General features: G+C 63.6%; 10 protein-coding genes and 1 pseudogene. 6 read left to right on the forward strand and 5 right to left on the reverse strand.

The genetic code is table 11. From position 1 onward, the window contains the following. Positions 1-108: 108 nt before the first annotated feature. Positions 109-2,853, reverse strand: coding sequence for a DNA gyrase subunit A (gene gyrA, locus AC0L3A_RS04250; RefSeq protein WP_007590727.1), 2,745 nt, complete (start codon positions 2,851-2,853; stop codon positions 109-111). Between the two features lie 372 nt (positions 2,854-3,225). Beyond that, complete coding sequence (locus AC0L3A_RS04255) at positions 3,226-3,723, reverse strand: single-stranded DNA-binding protein (RefSeq protein WP_007590726.1); 498 nt, start codon at positions 3,721-3,723, stop codon at positions 3,226-3,228. Positions 3,724-4,182: 459 nt separating this feature from the next. Between AC0L3A_RS04255 and AC0L3A_RS04260 the strand changes: the two genes are divergently transcribed. From AC0L3A_RS04260 to AC0L3A_RS04280, 5 genes and pseudogenes are all read left to right on the forward strand, one after another. After that, a complete protein-coding gene (locus AC0L3A_RS04260; RefSeq protein ID WP_473253663.1) occupies positions 4,183-4,965 on the forward strand; it encodes an outer membrane protein in 783 nt (260 codons plus the stop codon). A 230-nt stretch (positions 4,966-5,195) separates the two neighbouring features. Beyond that, complete coding sequence (locus AC0L3A_RS04265) at positions 5,196-5,885, forward strand: outer membrane protein (protein ID WP_473253664.1); 690 nt, start codon at positions 5,196-5,198, stop codon at positions 5,883-5,885. Positions 5,886-6,163: 278 nt separating this feature from the next. Then, positions 6,164-9,145 (forward strand): excinuclease ABC subunit UvrA, encoded by a 2,982-nt coding sequence (gene uvrA / locus AC0L3A_RS04270; RefSeq protein ID WP_473253665.1) that lies wholly within the window; start codon positions 6,164-6,166, stop codon positions 9,143-9,145. Between the two features lie 47 nt (positions 9,146-9,192). Further along, positions 9,193-9,755, forward strand: a pseudogene (locus tag AC0L3A_RS04275) (DinB family protein). Positions 9,756-9,773: 18 nt separating this feature from the next. Beyond that, the gene (locus tag AC0L3A_RS04280) at positions 9,774-10,448 is read left to right on the forward strand and encodes an HAD family hydrolase (protein ID WP_473253666.1); all 675 of its coding nucleotides are present in this window, start codon (positions 9,774-9,776) and stop codon (positions 10,446-10,448) included. 48 nt (positions 10,449-10,496) lie between these two features. Here AC0L3A_RS04280 and AC0L3A_RS04285 read toward each other — a convergent pair whose 3' ends face one another. After that, positions 10,497-11,450: a YVTN family beta-propeller repeat protein gene (locus AC0L3A_RS04285; protein WP_007590717.1), complete on the reverse strand. Its 954-nt coding sequence runs from the start codon at positions 11,448-11,450 to the stop codon at positions 10,497-10,499. Positions 11,451-11,452: 2 nt separating this feature from the next. Continuing rightward, entirely contained in the window at positions 11,453-12,034 is a 582-nt protein-coding gene (locus AC0L3A_RS04290; RefSeq protein WP_007590716.1) for an SRPBCC family protein, read from the reverse strand. A gap of 1,158 nt (positions 12,035-13,192) precedes the next feature. On the opposite strand from AC0L3A_RS04290, the gene AC0L3A_RS04295 reads away from it, so the two are divergent. Further along, entirely contained in the window at positions 13,193-15,265 is a 2,073-nt protein-coding gene (locus tag AC0L3A_RS04295) for a DUF1217 domain-containing protein (protein ID WP_473253667.1), read from the forward strand. A gap of 15 nt (positions 15,266-15,280) precedes the next feature. Here AC0L3A_RS04295 and AC0L3A_RS04300 read toward each other — a convergent pair whose 3' ends face one another. After that, complete coding sequence (locus AC0L3A_RS04300) at positions 15,281-16,141, reverse strand: PCC domain-containing protein (RefSeq protein WP_473253668.1); 861 nt, start codon at positions 16,139-16,141, stop codon at positions 15,281-15,283. Positions 16,142-16,143: the final 2 nt, after the last annotated feature.

The following is a 16,143-nucleotide window of genomic DNA, read 5'->3' on the forward strand; positions in this document are numbered from 1 at the left end:
GTCCGCCGTAGCTCGGAGAGCGAAGGCGGAAGTGCAATCCGGGACAGCCGTTCGAATGAAGAACCCGGATTTCGCTTGCGCTCCATCCGGGCTACGAGGGGTGACGCATCACTCCCCGTTCGACTCCCCATTCGCCCCGTTTCCGCTCTCGGCCTCTTCCGTGATGTGCTCGACCGAGACGACGTGTTCGTCCTCGGCGGTGTCGAACACGATCACGCCCTGGGTTGAGCGGCCGGCCACGCGGATGCCTTCGACCGGGCAGCGGATCAGCTGGCCCTTGTCGGTGACCAGCATGATTTGATCGGCGTCTTCCACGGGGAACGACGCCACCAGGTTGCCGTTGCGGTTGTTGACGCTCATGGCCACGATGCCTTTGCCGCCGCGGCCCGTGGTGCGGTACTCGTAGGACGAGGTCCGCTTGCCGTAGCCGTTGACGGAGACGGTCAGCACGACCTGCTCGGCCGCCGACATTTCGACATAGCGCTCCTGAGCCAGCTGGAAGCTGCCGGAGGTCTCCTCGGCCTCGGCGTCCGCCGCCGGCTCCTCGGCCGCAGCTTCGCCGGCAACCGCACGACGCATCTTCAGATACGCCGAGCGCTCGTCGGACGTCGTCTCGACGTGGCGCAGGATCGCTAGCGAAATCACCTTGTCGCCCTCGGCAAGCGCAATGCCGCGCACGCCCATCGAGGTGCGCCCGGTGAACACGCGCACGTCGGTCACGGGGAAGCGGATGCACTGGCCGCCGGCGCCGGTCAAAAGCACGTCGTCGTGCTCGGTGCAGATCTGCACGTCGACGATAGCTTCGTTGTCGTCGAGCTTCATCGCGATGATGCCGGAGCGGCGGACGTCGACGAAGTCGGACAGCTTGTTGCGCCGGACGTTGCCGCCTGTCGTGGCGAACATCACGTCGAGATTGCCCCAGGTGGACTCGTCCTCCGGCAGCGGCATGATGGTGGTGATGCGCTCGCCCTGCTCCAGCGGCAGGATGTTGATCAGCGCCTTGCCGCGCGCGTTCGGCGCGGCCATCGGCAGGCGCCAGACCTTGATCTTGTAGACCTGGCCGCGCGAGGAGAAGAACAGCATCGGAGTATGCGTGGACGCCACGAACAGCCGGCTGACAAAATCCTCGTCGCGGGTCTGCATGCCGGCGCGGCCCTTGCCGCCGCGGCGCTGGGCACGGTAGGCCGACAGCGGCACGCGCTTGACGTAGCCGGCGTGCGAGACGGTGACGACCATGTCCTCGCGCTGGATCAGGTCCTCGTCCTCGACCTCGCCTTCCTGCTCGATGATGACGGTGCGGCGCGGGGTCGCGAACTCGGCCTTTACCTCGGCGAGCTCGGACTTGATGATTTCAAGCACGCGGTCGCGCGAGCGCAGGATGTCGAGATAGTCGGCGATTTCGCCGGCGAGCTTGTCGAGTTCCTCGCGGATTTCGTCACGGCCGAGTGCGGTGAGGCGTTGCAGGCGCAAATCGAGAATGGCCCTCGCCTGCTCCATCGACAGCCGGATCGTACCGTTCTCGCTGATGCGGTGGCGCGGATCGTCGATCAGCGTCAGCATGTCCTCGACGTCCCGGGCCGGCCAGTCGCGCGACATCAGGGTGTCGCGGGCGGTGGTCGGGTCGGGCGAGGTCCGGATGACGCGGATCATCTCGTCGATATTGGCGACCGCGATCGCCAGACCGACCAGGATATGGGCGCGATCACGGGCCTTGGCGAGCAGGAACTTGGTGCGCCGCGTGACGACGCGCTCGCGGAAGTCGACGAAGATCGCCAGCAGGTCCTTCAGATGCATGATCCGCGGACGGCCGCTGTCGAGCGCCACCATGTTGACGCCGAAGCTCGTCTGCAGCGGCGTGAACCTGTAGAGCTGATTCAGCACCACATCCGGCACGGCGTCGCGCTTCAGTTCGATGACGACGCGGTAGCCGTCGCGATCCGATTCGTCGCGCAGGTCGCCGATGCCTTCGATCTTCTTTTCCTTGACCAGCTCGGCGATGCGCTCGACCATCGTCGCCTTGTTCACCTGGTAGGGAATCTCGCTGATGATGATCGCCTCGCGCTCCTTGCGGATGGTCTCGATCGCGACCTTGCCGCGCATCATGACCGAGCCGCGCCCGAGGTGATAGGCGGCGCGGATGCCCTGCCGTCCGAGGATGACGCCGCCGGTCGGGAAATCCGGTCCCGGCACGATGTTGATGAGCTCGTCGATGGTGAGCGCGGGGTTGTCGATCAGCGCGACGCAGGCGTCGATGACTTCGCCGAGATTGTGCGGCGGGATGTTGGTCGCCATGCCGACTGCGATGCCGCCGGCGCCGTTGACGAGCAGGTTCGGGAACTTGGCCGGCAAGACCGACGGTTCGGTCTCGTTGTTGTCGTAGTTCGGCTGGAAGTCGACCGTGTCCTTGTCGATGTCGGCCAGCAGAGCCAGCGCCACCTTCGTCAATCGGGCTTCAGTATAACGATAGGCAGCCGGAGGATCGCCGTCGACCGAGCCGAAATTGCCCTGACCGTCGATCAGCGGCACGCGCATGGAGAAGTCCTGCGCCATCCGGACCATGGCGTCGTAGATCGACTGGTCGCCATGCGGATGATATTTACCGATGACGTCACCGACCACGCGGGCGGACTTGACGTACTTCTTGTCCGGCGTGTGCCCCTGCTCGTTCATCGAGTACAGGATGCGCCGATGCACCGGCTTCAGGCCGTCGCGGGCGTCAGGCAGCGCACGCGCCACAATCACGCTCATGGCGTAGTCGAGATAGGACTTCTTCATCTCCTCGAAGATGGAGACGGGGCGAATATCCGAGGGTTGCGCCGGCTGGTCGCCGGGCTTGTCGTCGTCGTCAGCCAAGGGGAAATCCGATGAGGTTTTATCTGGGAATCATATAGCGCATCGAGCCTCTGATAACCACCCTCGCGGCGATCTGGGAAGCGCTTTTTCCGCCTATTTTTCCAACAACTTAAGCCCTTGCGAGCGGTGCCTCGGGCAGCCCCCGCATCGGCCTTGCAAAATCGCCGGTAACACGTGGAAAACCGACCGGCGAGCTTGCCCCGTCAGCGCGTTTGCCAAGCCGCAATCCGAGCTCACCCCAAACATGAAGCGGGCCCGGAAATCCCGAGCCCGTCCTGCCGATTAGTGGGATTTTTTGACACGAGATGAGAAGCGCCGCCCACGCGGCCGGCGCCTCCGCATCGATATGCCTCGTTCTCAGAACGGAATCGCTCAGAACGGGATGTCGTCGTCCATGTCGCTGTTGCGGCCACCGCCGCCGGCGGCAACGGGTCGCCGCGGCGCGCTGCTGACCGGACCGGAGGAGCCGAAATCGCCGCCCGGCTCGTCGCCGAAGCTGCCGCCTCCCCCGCCGCCACTACGGCCGTCCAGCATCGTCAGGGTGGAGTTGAAGCCCTGCAGCACGACTTCGGTCGAGTACTTTTCGACGCCGCTCTGGTCGGTCCATTTGCGGGTCTGGAGCGCACCCTCGACGTAAATCTTGGCGCCCTTCTTCAGATACTGTTCGGCGACCTTGCAGAGCCCTTCATTGAAGATCACGACGCGGTGCCACTCGGTCTTTTCCTTGCGCTCGCCGGTCGCCTTGTCGCGCCAGGTCTCCGAGGTGGCGACGCTCAGATTGGCGATCGGCCGCCCGTCCTGGGTGCGGCGGATTTCAGGATCCTTGCCGAGATTTCCAACCAGAATGACCTTGTTGACGCTTCCCGCCATCTCCGCTCTCCGCTCCGAATGCCACTGAATTCAAGAAGGCCGGTCCGCTCCCCGCGTTCCGCCGTGCCTGTTGAGGCGACCCTATACGCTCGCCGAACGCCTGCGGACGACGATCAGTCCGTCGCCCCTCCGGTTATCCCCACATATAGCATCGACCTCCGGCTTGTTCCAGATTTGTTCTTGGCGAACTTCCGCATCGAATATGTGGCGTCGATCGGCCAATGTACTGCGGGAAGGCACGCGTCGATTGGAACCTTTGTAGGTTCCCAAAAGCGAAGGAAAGAACTTAACATTCAGCAAGTTGTGGGTCCTCGCACGGCCCCGTTCTTGTTGCATTTCGGAGACGGACTTTGCCGCTCCGTAGAGCTACGGTTTCCTCGGACTTAAATCATATGGGCCCTCGTGCCTGATCAACCGCTTCGGGGAAGAAAGAAGCGGACGAACCTGGGGAGACTGGCAATGAATAAGCTTCTTATTGGTGCAATCAGTGCAGTGGCGATGGGCCTGTCGGCTCCCGCGAGCGCGGCGGATCTTGCCGCGCGTCCCTACACCAAGGCTCCGGCGCCGGCGATTGCCACCATCTACGATTGGAGCGGCTTCTACATCGGCATCAACGGCGGCGGTGGCTCGAGCCACACGTGCTGGGACTTCGTCACGCCCGCGACCGGCGTTTTGGTCGGGGAAGGCTGCCATAACGCGGTCGGCGGCACGGTCGGTGGCCAGATCGGCTATCGCTGGCAGTCCACCAATTGGGTGTTCGGCCTCGAAGGCCAAGGCAACTGGGCCGATTTCCGGGGCGACAACGTGAGCACACTTTTCCCCGGCACCGCCCTGGTCACGGGTGATCGCAACCGTTCCCGCATCGACTCTTTCGGGCTCATCACCGGTCAGATCGGTTACGCCTGGAACAACGTGCTGCTTTACGTGAAGGGCGGCGCCGCCGTCGTCGGCGACAAATACGACATCTACGCTGCTGCGGGCACGCCCGGCGCGGGCGCGCTGCTGGCCTCGGCGCGGGAGACTCGCTGGGGTGGCACGGTCGGGGCCGGTCTGGAGTTCGGCTTCGCTCCCAACTGGTCGCTGGGCTTTGAATACGACCACATCTTCCTTGGCGATCGCACGATCGGCTTCACAACGCCCGCGGGTGCGGTTTTCGGCAGCGACCGGATTCGCCAGGACGTCGACATGGGCCTCGTCCGCTTGAACTATCGCTGGGGCGGTCCGGTCATCGCGAGGTACTGATCGAACTGACATCCATCACAGCAAGGCCGGCCTCGCGCCGGCCTTTTTCGTTGCTGTTCCCATGGGGACCAAAGGTCAGTAATCGCACCATTTTTAGGCCGCTGTGGCTTTCCAGTGACACAACTTGCGGCTTCAATGGTGTAAGTACGGCCTCAGTTGGGCAAATGAGTCCGATGCCCTTCCCTATCGTGGAAGGCAAAATCAGAAACTGGGACTGGGATTAGTTGAAAATGAAAAAGGTTTTGTTGGCTTCGGCCTGTTTGTTCGCACTCGCTGCCCCGGCTTCGGCCGCTGATCTGGCGGCGCGCCCCTACACCAAGGCTCCGGTGGCCATGGCTTCGGTCTACAACTGGACCGGCTTCTACCTCGGTATCGTCGGTGGCGGCGCCTGGGAAAATTCCTCGACCGACCCGAAGATGAAGGGCGGCTTCGTCGGCGGTACTGCCGGCTACAACTGGCAGACCGGCAATGTCGTGTTCGGCATCGAGGCCGATGGTTCCTGGGCTGACGTCAGCGCCTCGGTCACCGGCCCCGTTGCCGTCCCCGGCTTCGGCCTCGTCAGCACCACCCTCAGCTCGAAGACCGATGCGATGGGCACCGTGCGCGGCCGCATCGGCTACGCCGTCAACAACGTCCTGTTCTACGGCACCGGTGGTTACGCCTGGATCGACAACAAGCTCAGCATCAGCGCGCTCGGCGTGACCGCTTCCGACAGCAAGTGGCACTCCGGCTGGACCGTCGGTGCGGGCGTCGAAGCGTTCTTCGCTCCGCAGTGGTCGGTCAAGGGCGAGTACCTCTTTCGCAGCCTCGGCGGCGAGACCTACTTCTCGGGCGCCCTGCCCACCGGCACGCTCGAGTTTCACACCGTGCAGGTCGGCGTGAACTATCACTTCGGGGGCCCGATCGTCGCGAAGTACTGATCTTCGCTATCGACGCCATCGTGTTACGAAAGGCCGGCCTCGCGCCGGCCTTTTTGTTTGAACGGGACCGGTCACGCGCAGTTCCGCAAGCCGTGCTCCTGCCAGATGCCGCCAGCGCGCCAACAATCCGTTGACGATTCGCAAACGCCACTGGAAATCCGTCCCTGTTCTTCCTACGTTCGCTTACTTACCCATCGGCGCCGATCCCGGTTCCGGGCGATGCGCGCCTTTCAAGTTGGCGCGATCGCGCGCTTTTGGATTCCCTGAGGACCACCAGGATGGATGAAGTGATCAAGGCGAAGCGCCAACAACAGAACGCGGGAGCACACCTGCGCGCGATTACGATCCGTGGCGCGCGCGAGCACAACCTCAAGAACGTCGATGTCGAAATTCCGCGCGACAAGCTCGTCGTGTTCACGGGGCTGTCAGGCTCCGGCAAATCCTCCCTCGCGTTCGACACCATCTATGCCGAGGGCCAGCGCCGCTACGTCGAATCGCTATCGGCTTATGCCCGCCAGTTCCTGGAGATGATGCAGAAGCCCGACGTCGACCAGATCGACGGCCTGTCGCCGGCGATCTCGATCGAGCAGAAGACGACATCGAAAAACCCGCGCTCCACCGTCGGCACGGTGACCGAAATCTACGACTATATGCGCCTGCTGTGGGCGCGCGTCGGCGTGCCCTATTCGCCCGCCACCGGCCTGCCGATCGAGAGCCAGACCGTCTCGCAGATGGTCGACCGCGTGCTGGCGCTGCCGGAGGGCTCCCGGCTCTATCTGCTCGCGCCGGTCGTGCGCGGCCGCAAGGGCGAGTACCGCAAAGAGCTCGCCGAATGGCTCAAGAAGGGCTTTCAGCGCGTCAAGATCGACAGCGCCTTCCATGAGCTCGCGGAAGCCCCTGTGCTCGACAAGAAATTCCCGCACGACATCGACGTCGTCGTCGACCGCATCGTGGTGCGCCCCGACATCGGCCAACGCCTCGCCGAAAGCTTCGAGACCGCGCTGAAGCTCGCCGAGGGCCTCGCCGTCATCGAATTCGCGGACGCGCCGGCTGCGACAGCACCCGCGGAAGAGAAAAAGAAGACCGCAAAGATCCACGACAAGAGCGGACCCGAGCGTATGCTGTTCTCGGAAAAGTTCGCCTGTCCGGTCTCCGGCTTCACCATCCCCGAGATCGAGCCCCGGCTGTTCTCGTTCAACAATCCCTATGGCGCCTGCCCCGCCTGCGGTGGCCTCGGCGTCGAGCAGCATGTCGACGAGGACCTCGTCATCCCCGACAAGGAGCTCGCCATCGGCAAGGGCGCGATCGCGCCCTGGGCCAAGTCCTCGTCGCCCTATTACATTCAGACGCTGACGGCGCTCGGCAAGCATTACAAGTTCACGCTGACCACCAAATGGAAGGATCTGCCCAAGAAGACGCAGAACGCGATCCTGCATGGCTCCGGAGAGGACGAGATCAAGTTCTCCTACGAGGACGGCGTCCGCTCCTACGACACCAAGAAGCCGTTCGAGGGCGTCATCACCAACATCAACCGCCGCTATCGCGAGACCGAGAGCGAGTGGGCGCGCGAGGAGCTCGCGAAGTATTTCCACGACGTGCCCTGCGAGGCGTGCCACGGCTTTCGGCTCAAGCCCGAGGCGCTCTGCGTCAAGATCGGCGGCAAGCATATCGGCGACATCTCCGAGATGTCGGTGAAGGGCGCCGGCGCGTGGTTCGAGACCGTGCCGGATGCGCTGAACACCCAGCAGAACGAGATCGCCGGCCGCATCCTCAAGGAGATCCGCGAGCGCCTCACCTTCCTGCTCGACGTCGGCCTCAACTACCTCACGCTCTCCCGCTCCTCCGGCACGCTCTCCGGCGGCGAGAGCCAGCGCATCCGCTTGGCTTCGCAGATCGGCTCGGGGCTAACAGGCGTGCTCTATGTGCTGGACGAGCCCTCGATCGGCCTGCACCAGCGCGACAACGCGCGCCTGCTCGATACCCTCAAGAGACTTCGTGACCTCGGCAACACCGTGATCGTGGTCGAGCATGACGAGGACGCGATCCTGCTCGCCGACCACGTCCTCGACATCGGCCCCGGTGCCGGCATGCATGGCGGCAACATCATCGCCGAAGGCACGCCCGCCGAGATCATGCGCAACCCGAATTCGCTGACCGGCAAATATCTCACGGGCGAGCTCGAGGTCGAGGTGCCGGAGCGGCGTCCGCCGAACCATCGTCGCACCATCAAGGTGGTCAACGCGCGCGGCAATAACCTCAAGAACGTCACGGCCGAAATTCCGCTCGGCCTGTTCACCTGCGTCACCGGCGTCTCCGGCGGCGGCAAGTCGACGCTGCTGATCGACACGCTCTACAAGGCGATCGCCCGCAAGCTGAACAACGCCAGCGAGGGCGCAGCGCCGCACGACCGCATCGAAGGTCTCGAGCACATCGACAAGATCATCGACATCGACCAGTCGCCGATCGGCCGCACGCCACGTTCCAACCCCGCGACCTACACCGGCGCCTTCACGCCGATCCGCGAATGGTTCGCCGGCCTGCCCGAGTCGAAGGCGCGCGGCTACGAACCCGGCCGCTTCTCCTTCAACGTCAAGGGCGGCCGCTGCGAGGCCTGCCAGGGCGACGGCGTCATCAAGATCGAGATGCACTTTCTGCCCGACGTCTACGTCACCTGCGACGTCTGCAAGGGCAAGCGCTACAACCGCGAGACGTTGGAGGTCCTGTTCAAGGGCAAGAGCATCGCCGACGTGCTCGACATGACCGTCGAGGAAGCCGCCGAGTTCTTCAAGGCGGTGCCACGCGTGCGCGAGACGTTCCAGACGCTGCATCGCGTCGGCCTCGACTACATCCATGTCGGCCAGCAGGCCACGACGCTGTCCGGCGGCGAAGCCCAGCGCGTCAAGCTCGCCAAGGAGCTGTCAAAGCGCGCCACCGGCCGCACGCTCTACATCCTGGACGAGCCGACCACCGGCCTGCATTTCCACGACGTCAAGAAGCTCCTGGAGGTGCTGCACGAGCTGGTCGCGCAGGGCAACACGGTCGTCGTCATCGAGCACAATCTCGAAGTCATCAAGACCGCCGACTGGGTCATCGACCTCGGCCCCGAAGGCGGCGACGGCGGCGGCGAGATCGTCGCCTGGGGCCCCCCGGAAGACATCGCGAAAGCGCCGCGGAGCTACACGGGGAAGTTTTTAGCACCGGTGCTGGCGAAGGCGCGGAAGCCGAAGCGGAGACGCGCGGCGAGCGAGGCGGCGGAGTAGGTTACGCAGCGGGAGCGTGCCGACACATTGTCTGAGGGAGGTCGCTTTTGCCTGCAGGACTTCTGCAAACCTATCGTGCGTTCGCCCACAATAATGCTTGGGCGAACCACCGGCTGCTCACTGCTTGCGCCGCGCTGTCTCAGGCTGACTTCGAAGCCGCACGAACCGGCTTCTTTCCAAGCCTGCAGCGCACGCTCAACCACATCCATGTCATAGACCTCTTCTATGTCGATGCGCTGGAGGGCGGATGGCTGGGACCGGCGGCTTGGAAGAACCAGGTGCCCCACCTTTCACTTGCCGCGCTGAAGCCCGAGCAAGCCGCGATCGACAAGCGCTTGATTGCCGTCTGCGATGGACTGACGCCCGAGCTTCTCGACGGTCTCGTGCGGATCAACCGCGACACCCGCGTGCAGATCGAACGTCGCGACCGGCTGCTCATGCATCTGTTCCAGCATCAAATTCATCATCGCGGACAAGCCCACGCGATGCTGTCCGAAACGCACGTTACCCCGCCCAGCTAGACGAGTTCTTCGCCGAGGGAGAGGCGCCGCTCAGGGCCACCGAATTCGACCAACTCGGATGGACCGAGGAAGCGGTGTGGAAAGCCTAGCGGTGTAGCTTCGTCTCCATGCCCTACTCCCTCGCCATCTTCGATCTCGACGGCACGCTGGCTGACAGCTTCCCGTGGTTCCTGCGCACCATCAACGACGTCGCCGACCGCTTCGGCTTCCGCCGCGTCGCCGATGAGGATGTCGAGGGGCTGCGGCATGCTTCGTCGCGCGAGATTCTCAGCCAGCTCGAGGTGCCCTTGTGGAAGCTGCCGGCGATCGCGCGGCATGCGCGGCGGCTGAAGGCTGAGGCGGCCGCCGAGATTTCGCTGTTTTCGGGCGTCGAGACGATGCTGAAAACACTGGCCGGTAACGGCGTGCAGCTCGCACTGGTGACATCGGACAGCGAAGCGAATGCGCGCGAAAAACTCGGCGAGGCCGCCGCGCTGTTCGCGCATTTCGACTGCGCCGCGTCGATCTTTGGCAAGCCTTCGAAATTCCGACGGGTCATCCGCCGCGCCGGCGTGGAGCCGGGCAAGGTCATCGCGATCGGCGACGAGGTGCGCGATATCGAGGCGGCGCGGGCCGTGGGGATCGCCTGCGGCGCGGTGGGCTGGGGTTATGCGGCGCCGGCGGCGCTGCGGGCGCAGGCGCCGGATCACATGTTTGAGCAGATGGATGAGATTGTATGGACGCTGTGCCCCGGTGCAGTAGCCCGGATGAGCGAAGCGATATCCGGGAACGGCGGTGGATGAGGAGAGCCTGTCCCGCAAGTCGCTCCGCTCATGCGGGCTACGACGCCCCTACTCCGTCCTGCGCAAAAACGCCCCGAACGCGCGCGGGCCGTCGCCGGTCTTGACTTCGCCGATCACCTTTAGCTCGACCGCGTCGATGATGTCGAGCGTGTTGCTCTCCCAGCAGGCGACGATGATGCGCTTGCCGTCGGCGGTCGCGGCGATGCCTTCGGGATAATCGCCGACATTGATGCGTTTGATCGGCTTCAAGGTCGCCAGATCGAACACGCTGACAGTGCCGCCATATTGGTCGGTGACGAAGCCGCGGCCCTGCGCCAGCGCCACCGCATAGGGGCGCATCCCGACCGGCACGCGGCCGGTCTCGGACCCAGCGGCGATGTCGATCACGGAGACGTCGTTGGAGCCGACATTGGCGGTGTAGGCCCGCTTGCCTTCGGCATCGATGGTGACGCCGAACGGACGGGTGCCGACCTTGATGGTCGCCTTGCGCTGGCGGGTCGCGATGTCCACCACCGAGACGCTGTCGTCGTCGCGGTCGGCCGAGAGCAGCAGCTTGCCGTCTGGCGTCACTGCGAGCCCCGACGGCGAGGCGCCGACCGCGATGCTGGCCGTGACGCTGCGGCTCGCAGCGTCGATCACCCGCACGGCGGCTGCGTACCAGTCCGCGACATAGACGGTGCGGCCATCCGGCGCGACGGCAATGCCAAGCGGCCCGCCGCCGACCTCGATCCGCCCTGCAATCTGCCGCGTTGCTGCGTCCACCACCGTTACGGCCTTGGCGTCCGGGCTCGTGACATAGGCAAAGCGCCCGTCCGCGCTAACGGCCACGCCCGCCGGCTTGCCGCCGATCGGGATGGTCGCGACGCTGCGCGCGGTGGCGAGGTCCACCACCATCAAATCGTCGCTGAGCTGGTTGGTCACGAACGCCTCGTCGGCGCACGCGCTGCCGAGAGCGGCACGGTAAAGGCTGGCAGCGAGCGCCGCCAGGACCAACGCCCGCACGGTCAGCTTCCGCTCTCGATCTTCTTCTTCAACGACTCGAGGCCGGCCTTGTAGAGCCCGCTCACCGCAGTCTTAGCCGCCTCGTCGCTCAGCTCCGGCGGCGGATCGTTGTTGGGAAAGCCGCGGTAGAACGCGCCGGCCCATTCCAGGGTCGAGGCCTTGCCGTCGGCGCTCGGCGTGACGGTGAGCGTCGAGGAATAATTGGTGACCGGCAGCACCTTCACGTCCACATTGGTGATCCGGTAGGAATAGCTCATCGCGGCGGCGTCAAACTTGTAGAGCTCTTCGTCGACGGTCGCGCCTCCCGTCAGCGTCAGCTTCCGCGTCGCGCCGATCTCGTTGCCCTTCTCGCCCTCGGTCTTGGCAACAGGCGGCAGCCAGCTCATGTCCTGGAAATTGCCCATTGCGGCCCACACCTTGGCCGGGGCGGCGGTGATCTCGATGGATTCGCGGACCTTCTGCCGGGTCGGCCCGTGGGCCCAGGCCGATGTCGAAGCCGGGCCAAACGCCGCCGTCAAAGCTGCCGCGCCCGCAGCAGTCAGTACTACGCCCAAGACCGTGCGGCGTCCAATCGTCACCCTCATCTCGTTTCCTCATGCGTCTCATTGATCATGCGCGACTTGATGCGCGCTGGGATCATGGTAGCGCATTTTGCGGCCGAGGGGAGACCCGTTCGTGGCCACGTTGCGGCAGGCGTCCGCGCGCCCCACAACCCCTTGCCGCCCGGCGGGCAAAACACCCGATAAGCGGGTCAACCACGATCGGCAAAAATATTTCTCTTTATCCGTATTTCGGATTATCGTATAGAAAGCCATCCCAACCCGGCCGAGGGGCGGATCGCGATCGTCACGAACGCGGGATGGGACGTAGTGGACGTGGGCCACACCGGCGCGAAGGCTTCGCAGGGCGGGCAACCGTGAACGAAGGCGTCGCGCACACGACCGGTGTGATCCGCGTACGGCAAAATCGTGTGGTCCTGACGCCCGGGGTCTGTGCGTCAAGTCTTGTGGTGATGGGGGCGGCCCGACCGGGCATCCGCATCAGCCATCCGCAAGGCGACGGGGGCAATAGTGCATCGCTCCCCGGGGAGATCACGACATAAGCCGTAAAACCACTGCGCAGGGAAGGCCGTGTGTTGGGCTTCACCTGTATGCCGCTGTGCAGCCTCTTGTAGCGCAACCTTCGCACAGTGGACCGTGGGTGCCAGCCGGCACCCGGCCTTCCCTGCGCCCTCGGCATTTTTGGGGGCAAAGAATGCCGCAAAGCTCGGGCCGCACAGGCCGCGAGAAGGCGAAGGTGCGCGGACTCTGTGGATTGAAATACGAAGATGGATTTTGGGCGCGTGCCCCGGACGCGGCGCAACGCCCCTTCGGCGGTGCGCCGCAGAGCCGGGGCCCACGCAGCGGCAAATGCACGGCTTCTGGGTCCCCGCTCTACGCCGCAACGCTTACGCGTTGCAGCTTGTCCGGGACACGAGCGTGGAACTTTATCTGGCGCGCTGGCGACCGCAACATGCCAAGCACGAAAGCCTCGCGAAAGCTGCATCTGGGAAACAGACAGAAACAAACGGCAACAAAACTCGTCATGCAGCATCGGACGCAAATTGTAACCTCAGCTTGTCAAACGGAATCGTCCTGGGAAGACGCAGCTCAGACAGTTTGCCGGCATGAGGCCAGCCCCACCTCACGACCCCGCAATGATTGACGGACGTCCGGGACCGCAAGAGCCGCGAGGAGTGCGCGATGGTATCAACCTATTTCAGCTACAGCTACATCACGCGCAATCTCAAGCAATCCCTGACGCGGGTCGAACAGCAACAGGACGTGGCGCGAGAAGCCGCCTATTACAAAGCCCACATCGGCAAGGTGAAGTCCGTCGACGACTTCATGAAAGACTATCGCCTTTATCATTATGCAACGAAGGCATACGGCCTCGAAGACATGGCCTACGCCAAAGCGTTCATGAAAAAGGTGCTGGAGAGCGACCTTTCCGACGCAAACAGCTTTGTCAACAAGCTGGTCGACAAGCGCTACCGCGAGTTCGCCGCGGCATTTTCCTTCAATGGCAGTGCAACGCCGGTTGCGCAATCGGAGAACCAGACCGACGAGATGATCGGCCTGTACACGGCGACCAGGAAGAGCCAGGTCGATGCACTTGCCGGCGACTCGAATTATTACAGTGCCGAAATCGGCAACATCAGCAGTTCAGACCAGCTCCTGAACAACGACCGTCTTCGCAACTACGTCTATTCGGCGTACGGGATCGATCAAAGCAAGTGGTCGCGTGACACGATAAGCCAGGTCTTGCGCAGCGATCCATCCGATCCCAACAGCTACGTCAACACCACTTTCGCTTCTCAGTTGAGTGGCCTCAACGCCGATCTTGCTCAAGCCCGATCGGATGTCACCGCGGCCAATTCAAGGATCGCCGACTACACCGCCCAATTATCGCAACCGGGCGCGAATGTGACCCAGTTGAACGTGCAGATCCTGGTCGAAAAGCATCATTTGGAGTCATATGCGAGCAGCATTTCCAGCCTCAGCGACCAGATAGGATCGATTGGCGGGTTCGTCGACCTGGCTGGTGCGTTCGAGTTTTCCTCCGACGGGTCGCTTCCGTCAGGCGTGTCGGCGCAGACTGCTGCAAATGTCACGATCACGAAACAGAGGTTCGACGACAGCAAGTCCGCCGTCTATTCGGCGGCAAGCCCATTGAACGAAGCCTTTGCAATCAGGCAATTCAGAACCGCCATCCTCAAGATCAATTCAGTCCAGGCGTTCGTATCAACACCGGGCGTTTATGATTTTGCGCTGGGAGCCGTCGGCCTCGATCCCGCAAACGTGTCGCCGGCAACTGTCAAGGCCGTGCTCGAAAGCGACATCAACGACCCCAAAAGCTACGTCTATACCCTCAAGGACAATCGATATCTGGAGCTGGCCCGCGCCTTCAACTTCGACGCAAAGGGCAATCTGACCACCCCCTTGGTGGCTCAGGACTCGGCTGAAGTCCTCCAGATCGCGAAGGACTACGTCATTGGAGCGGTGAAGAGCGCCAGCACGGCAACGCCCCAGCAGCAGGCCGCAGTTCGGGCCCAGGCCACGAAGGATGCGTCGGAATATCAGCAGGCCATCGCCGGCATCGACAGTGTTTCCGATCTTCTCGCAAACAGGCCGATGGTCGATTTCATTCTCCTGGCCAAGGGTCTGGATCCCAGGAAGGTCAGCACCGAATTTCTCAAGAAGATCTTCAGCTCCGATCTGAACGATCCAAAGAGCTTCGCGAACGCCGAGAGCGATCCTCGCTTTGCCGAAATCGCGGCGTCGTTCAATTTCGACAGTAAGGGCAACGTCGCGCGTCTTCCGATGATGGGTCCGCAGAAGCGGGATCAGTTTCGGGAAACACAAGCGAACTATGTCGAGCAAAGCCTGGAGCAGCAGCAAGGCGATGCGAATCCCGGCGTGCGCCTGGCGCTCTATTTCCAGCGAAAGGCGGGGGACATCACATCCGCGTACGACATCCTTGCCGACAAGGCTCTTTCGGAGGTGTTTAGGACCACCTTCGATCTGCCTGACTCGATGGCGGCGATGCCGATCGACCAGCAGGCCAAGTTCGTGGACAGATTCATGAAGATCAAGGACCTGTCCGATCCCGCGAAGGTTACAAAGCTGCTGAACCGTTTCTCCGCCATGTATGACATCAGAAACAGCCAGAGCACCGGTCAGGGTCAATCCCCCCTGCTCAACCTCTTTCAGGGATCCGGTTCGGGGATCAGTGACTCCACATACCTGGCCATTGCCAAGCTACGCACCCACTGACGATCGCCGCCGGGACTAGTCCAACACCTCGAGCACCAGCTCCATGGTCATGAGCACGGGATTGTCGCCACGGACCAGACGGCCCTCCGCCATGCCGCCGGTGTAGTCGATCAAGGCGACGTCGAGTGCGGCTTCGAGCGCGCCGGAGGAGCCGGCCGCAATCGTGCCGCCGGTGACCGCAAGCTCGGTCGCGAAGGGCTCGGTCACGCCGCCATGGCTGAAGCGGGCGCCGATGGTCGAGCCGACGCCGCCGTGGATCCTGGCGCGCGCGATGCCTTGCGTGCGGCAGAAGTCTTCGAGACAGAAGGCGAAATCCTGATTGGGGCGCAGCCGCAGCGCGAAAGCGCGGCTGGTCGTGCGTGCGCCGGTGCTCGCAGCCGGCACCGGCCCGAACAGCTTGAAGTTGGTCTCGGGATCGGGCTCGGCGGCAAACATCGCACCATCGATGCCGAAGGCCTCGACCTCGAACGGCTCGGCGACGTCAGTCTCGTCCGGCAGCATGTGGCCGCCACTGTCGCGGCCATCGGGCTCCGTCCACAGCCCATGGCAATGAAAGAACGGCGCGCCATCGCGCGTGCCCAGCGTCATGCTGCCGAGCCTGGTGCGCGTCACGCCGCCCGGCCGGAAAGTGTCGCTATAGAACGCGGCGTTCTCGCTGGTCTTCGACAGCGCCGGCATGACATAGGCGAACGGCCCGAGCGCGCCGCGCCCGAAGCTGAGCACGCCGCCGGCGAATCCCTCCGCGGCAAAACCGCGGCGCGCCGCCTCCAACAGCGGCAGACCTGCTCGAAGCGTGAAGGAGAAAGCGCTTCCCCTCGCCGCCACCCATTGGATGCGTTCGGCGACCGGCGCGCCGGGCTGCTTGATGCTGCGCATGG

The organism is Bradyrhizobium sp. MI1.3, assembly GCF_055811695.1.

Excerpts from the sequence above, each read along its gene's own strand:
- AC0L3A_RS04290 (WP_007590716.1), bottom strand. The coding sequence starts at position 12,034 with ATGAGGGTGACGATTGGACGCCGCACGGTCTTGGGCGTAGTACTGACT.
- uvrA (WP_473253665.1), top strand. The coding sequence starts at position 6,164 with ATGGATGAAGTGATCAAGGCGAAGCGCCAACAACAGAACGCGGGAGCA.
- AC0L3A_RS04295 (WP_473253667.1), top strand. The coding sequence starts at position 13,193 with ATGGTATCAACCTATTTCAGCTACAGCTACATCACGCGCAATCTCAAG.
- AC0L3A_RS04255 (WP_007590726.1), bottom strand. The coding sequence starts at position 3,723 with ATGGCGGGAAGCGTCAACAAGGTCATTCTGGTTGGAAATCTCGGCAAG.
- AC0L3A_RS04265 (WP_473253664.1), top strand. The coding sequence starts at position 5,196 with ATGAAAAAGGTTTTGTTGGCTTCGGCCTGTTTGTTCGCACTCGCTGCC.
- AC0L3A_RS04260 (WP_473253663.1), top strand. The coding sequence starts at position 4,183 with ATGAATAAGCTTCTTATTGGTGCAATCAGTGCAGTGGCGATGGGCCTG.
- AC0L3A_RS04280 (WP_473253666.1), top strand. The coding sequence starts at position 9,774 with ATGCCCTACTCCCTCGCCATCTTCGATCTCGACGGCACGCTGGCTGAC.
- AC0L3A_RS04300 (WP_473253668.1), bottom strand. The coding sequence starts at position 16,141 with ATGCGCAGCATCAAGCAGCCCGGCGCGCCGGTCGCCGAACGCATCCAA.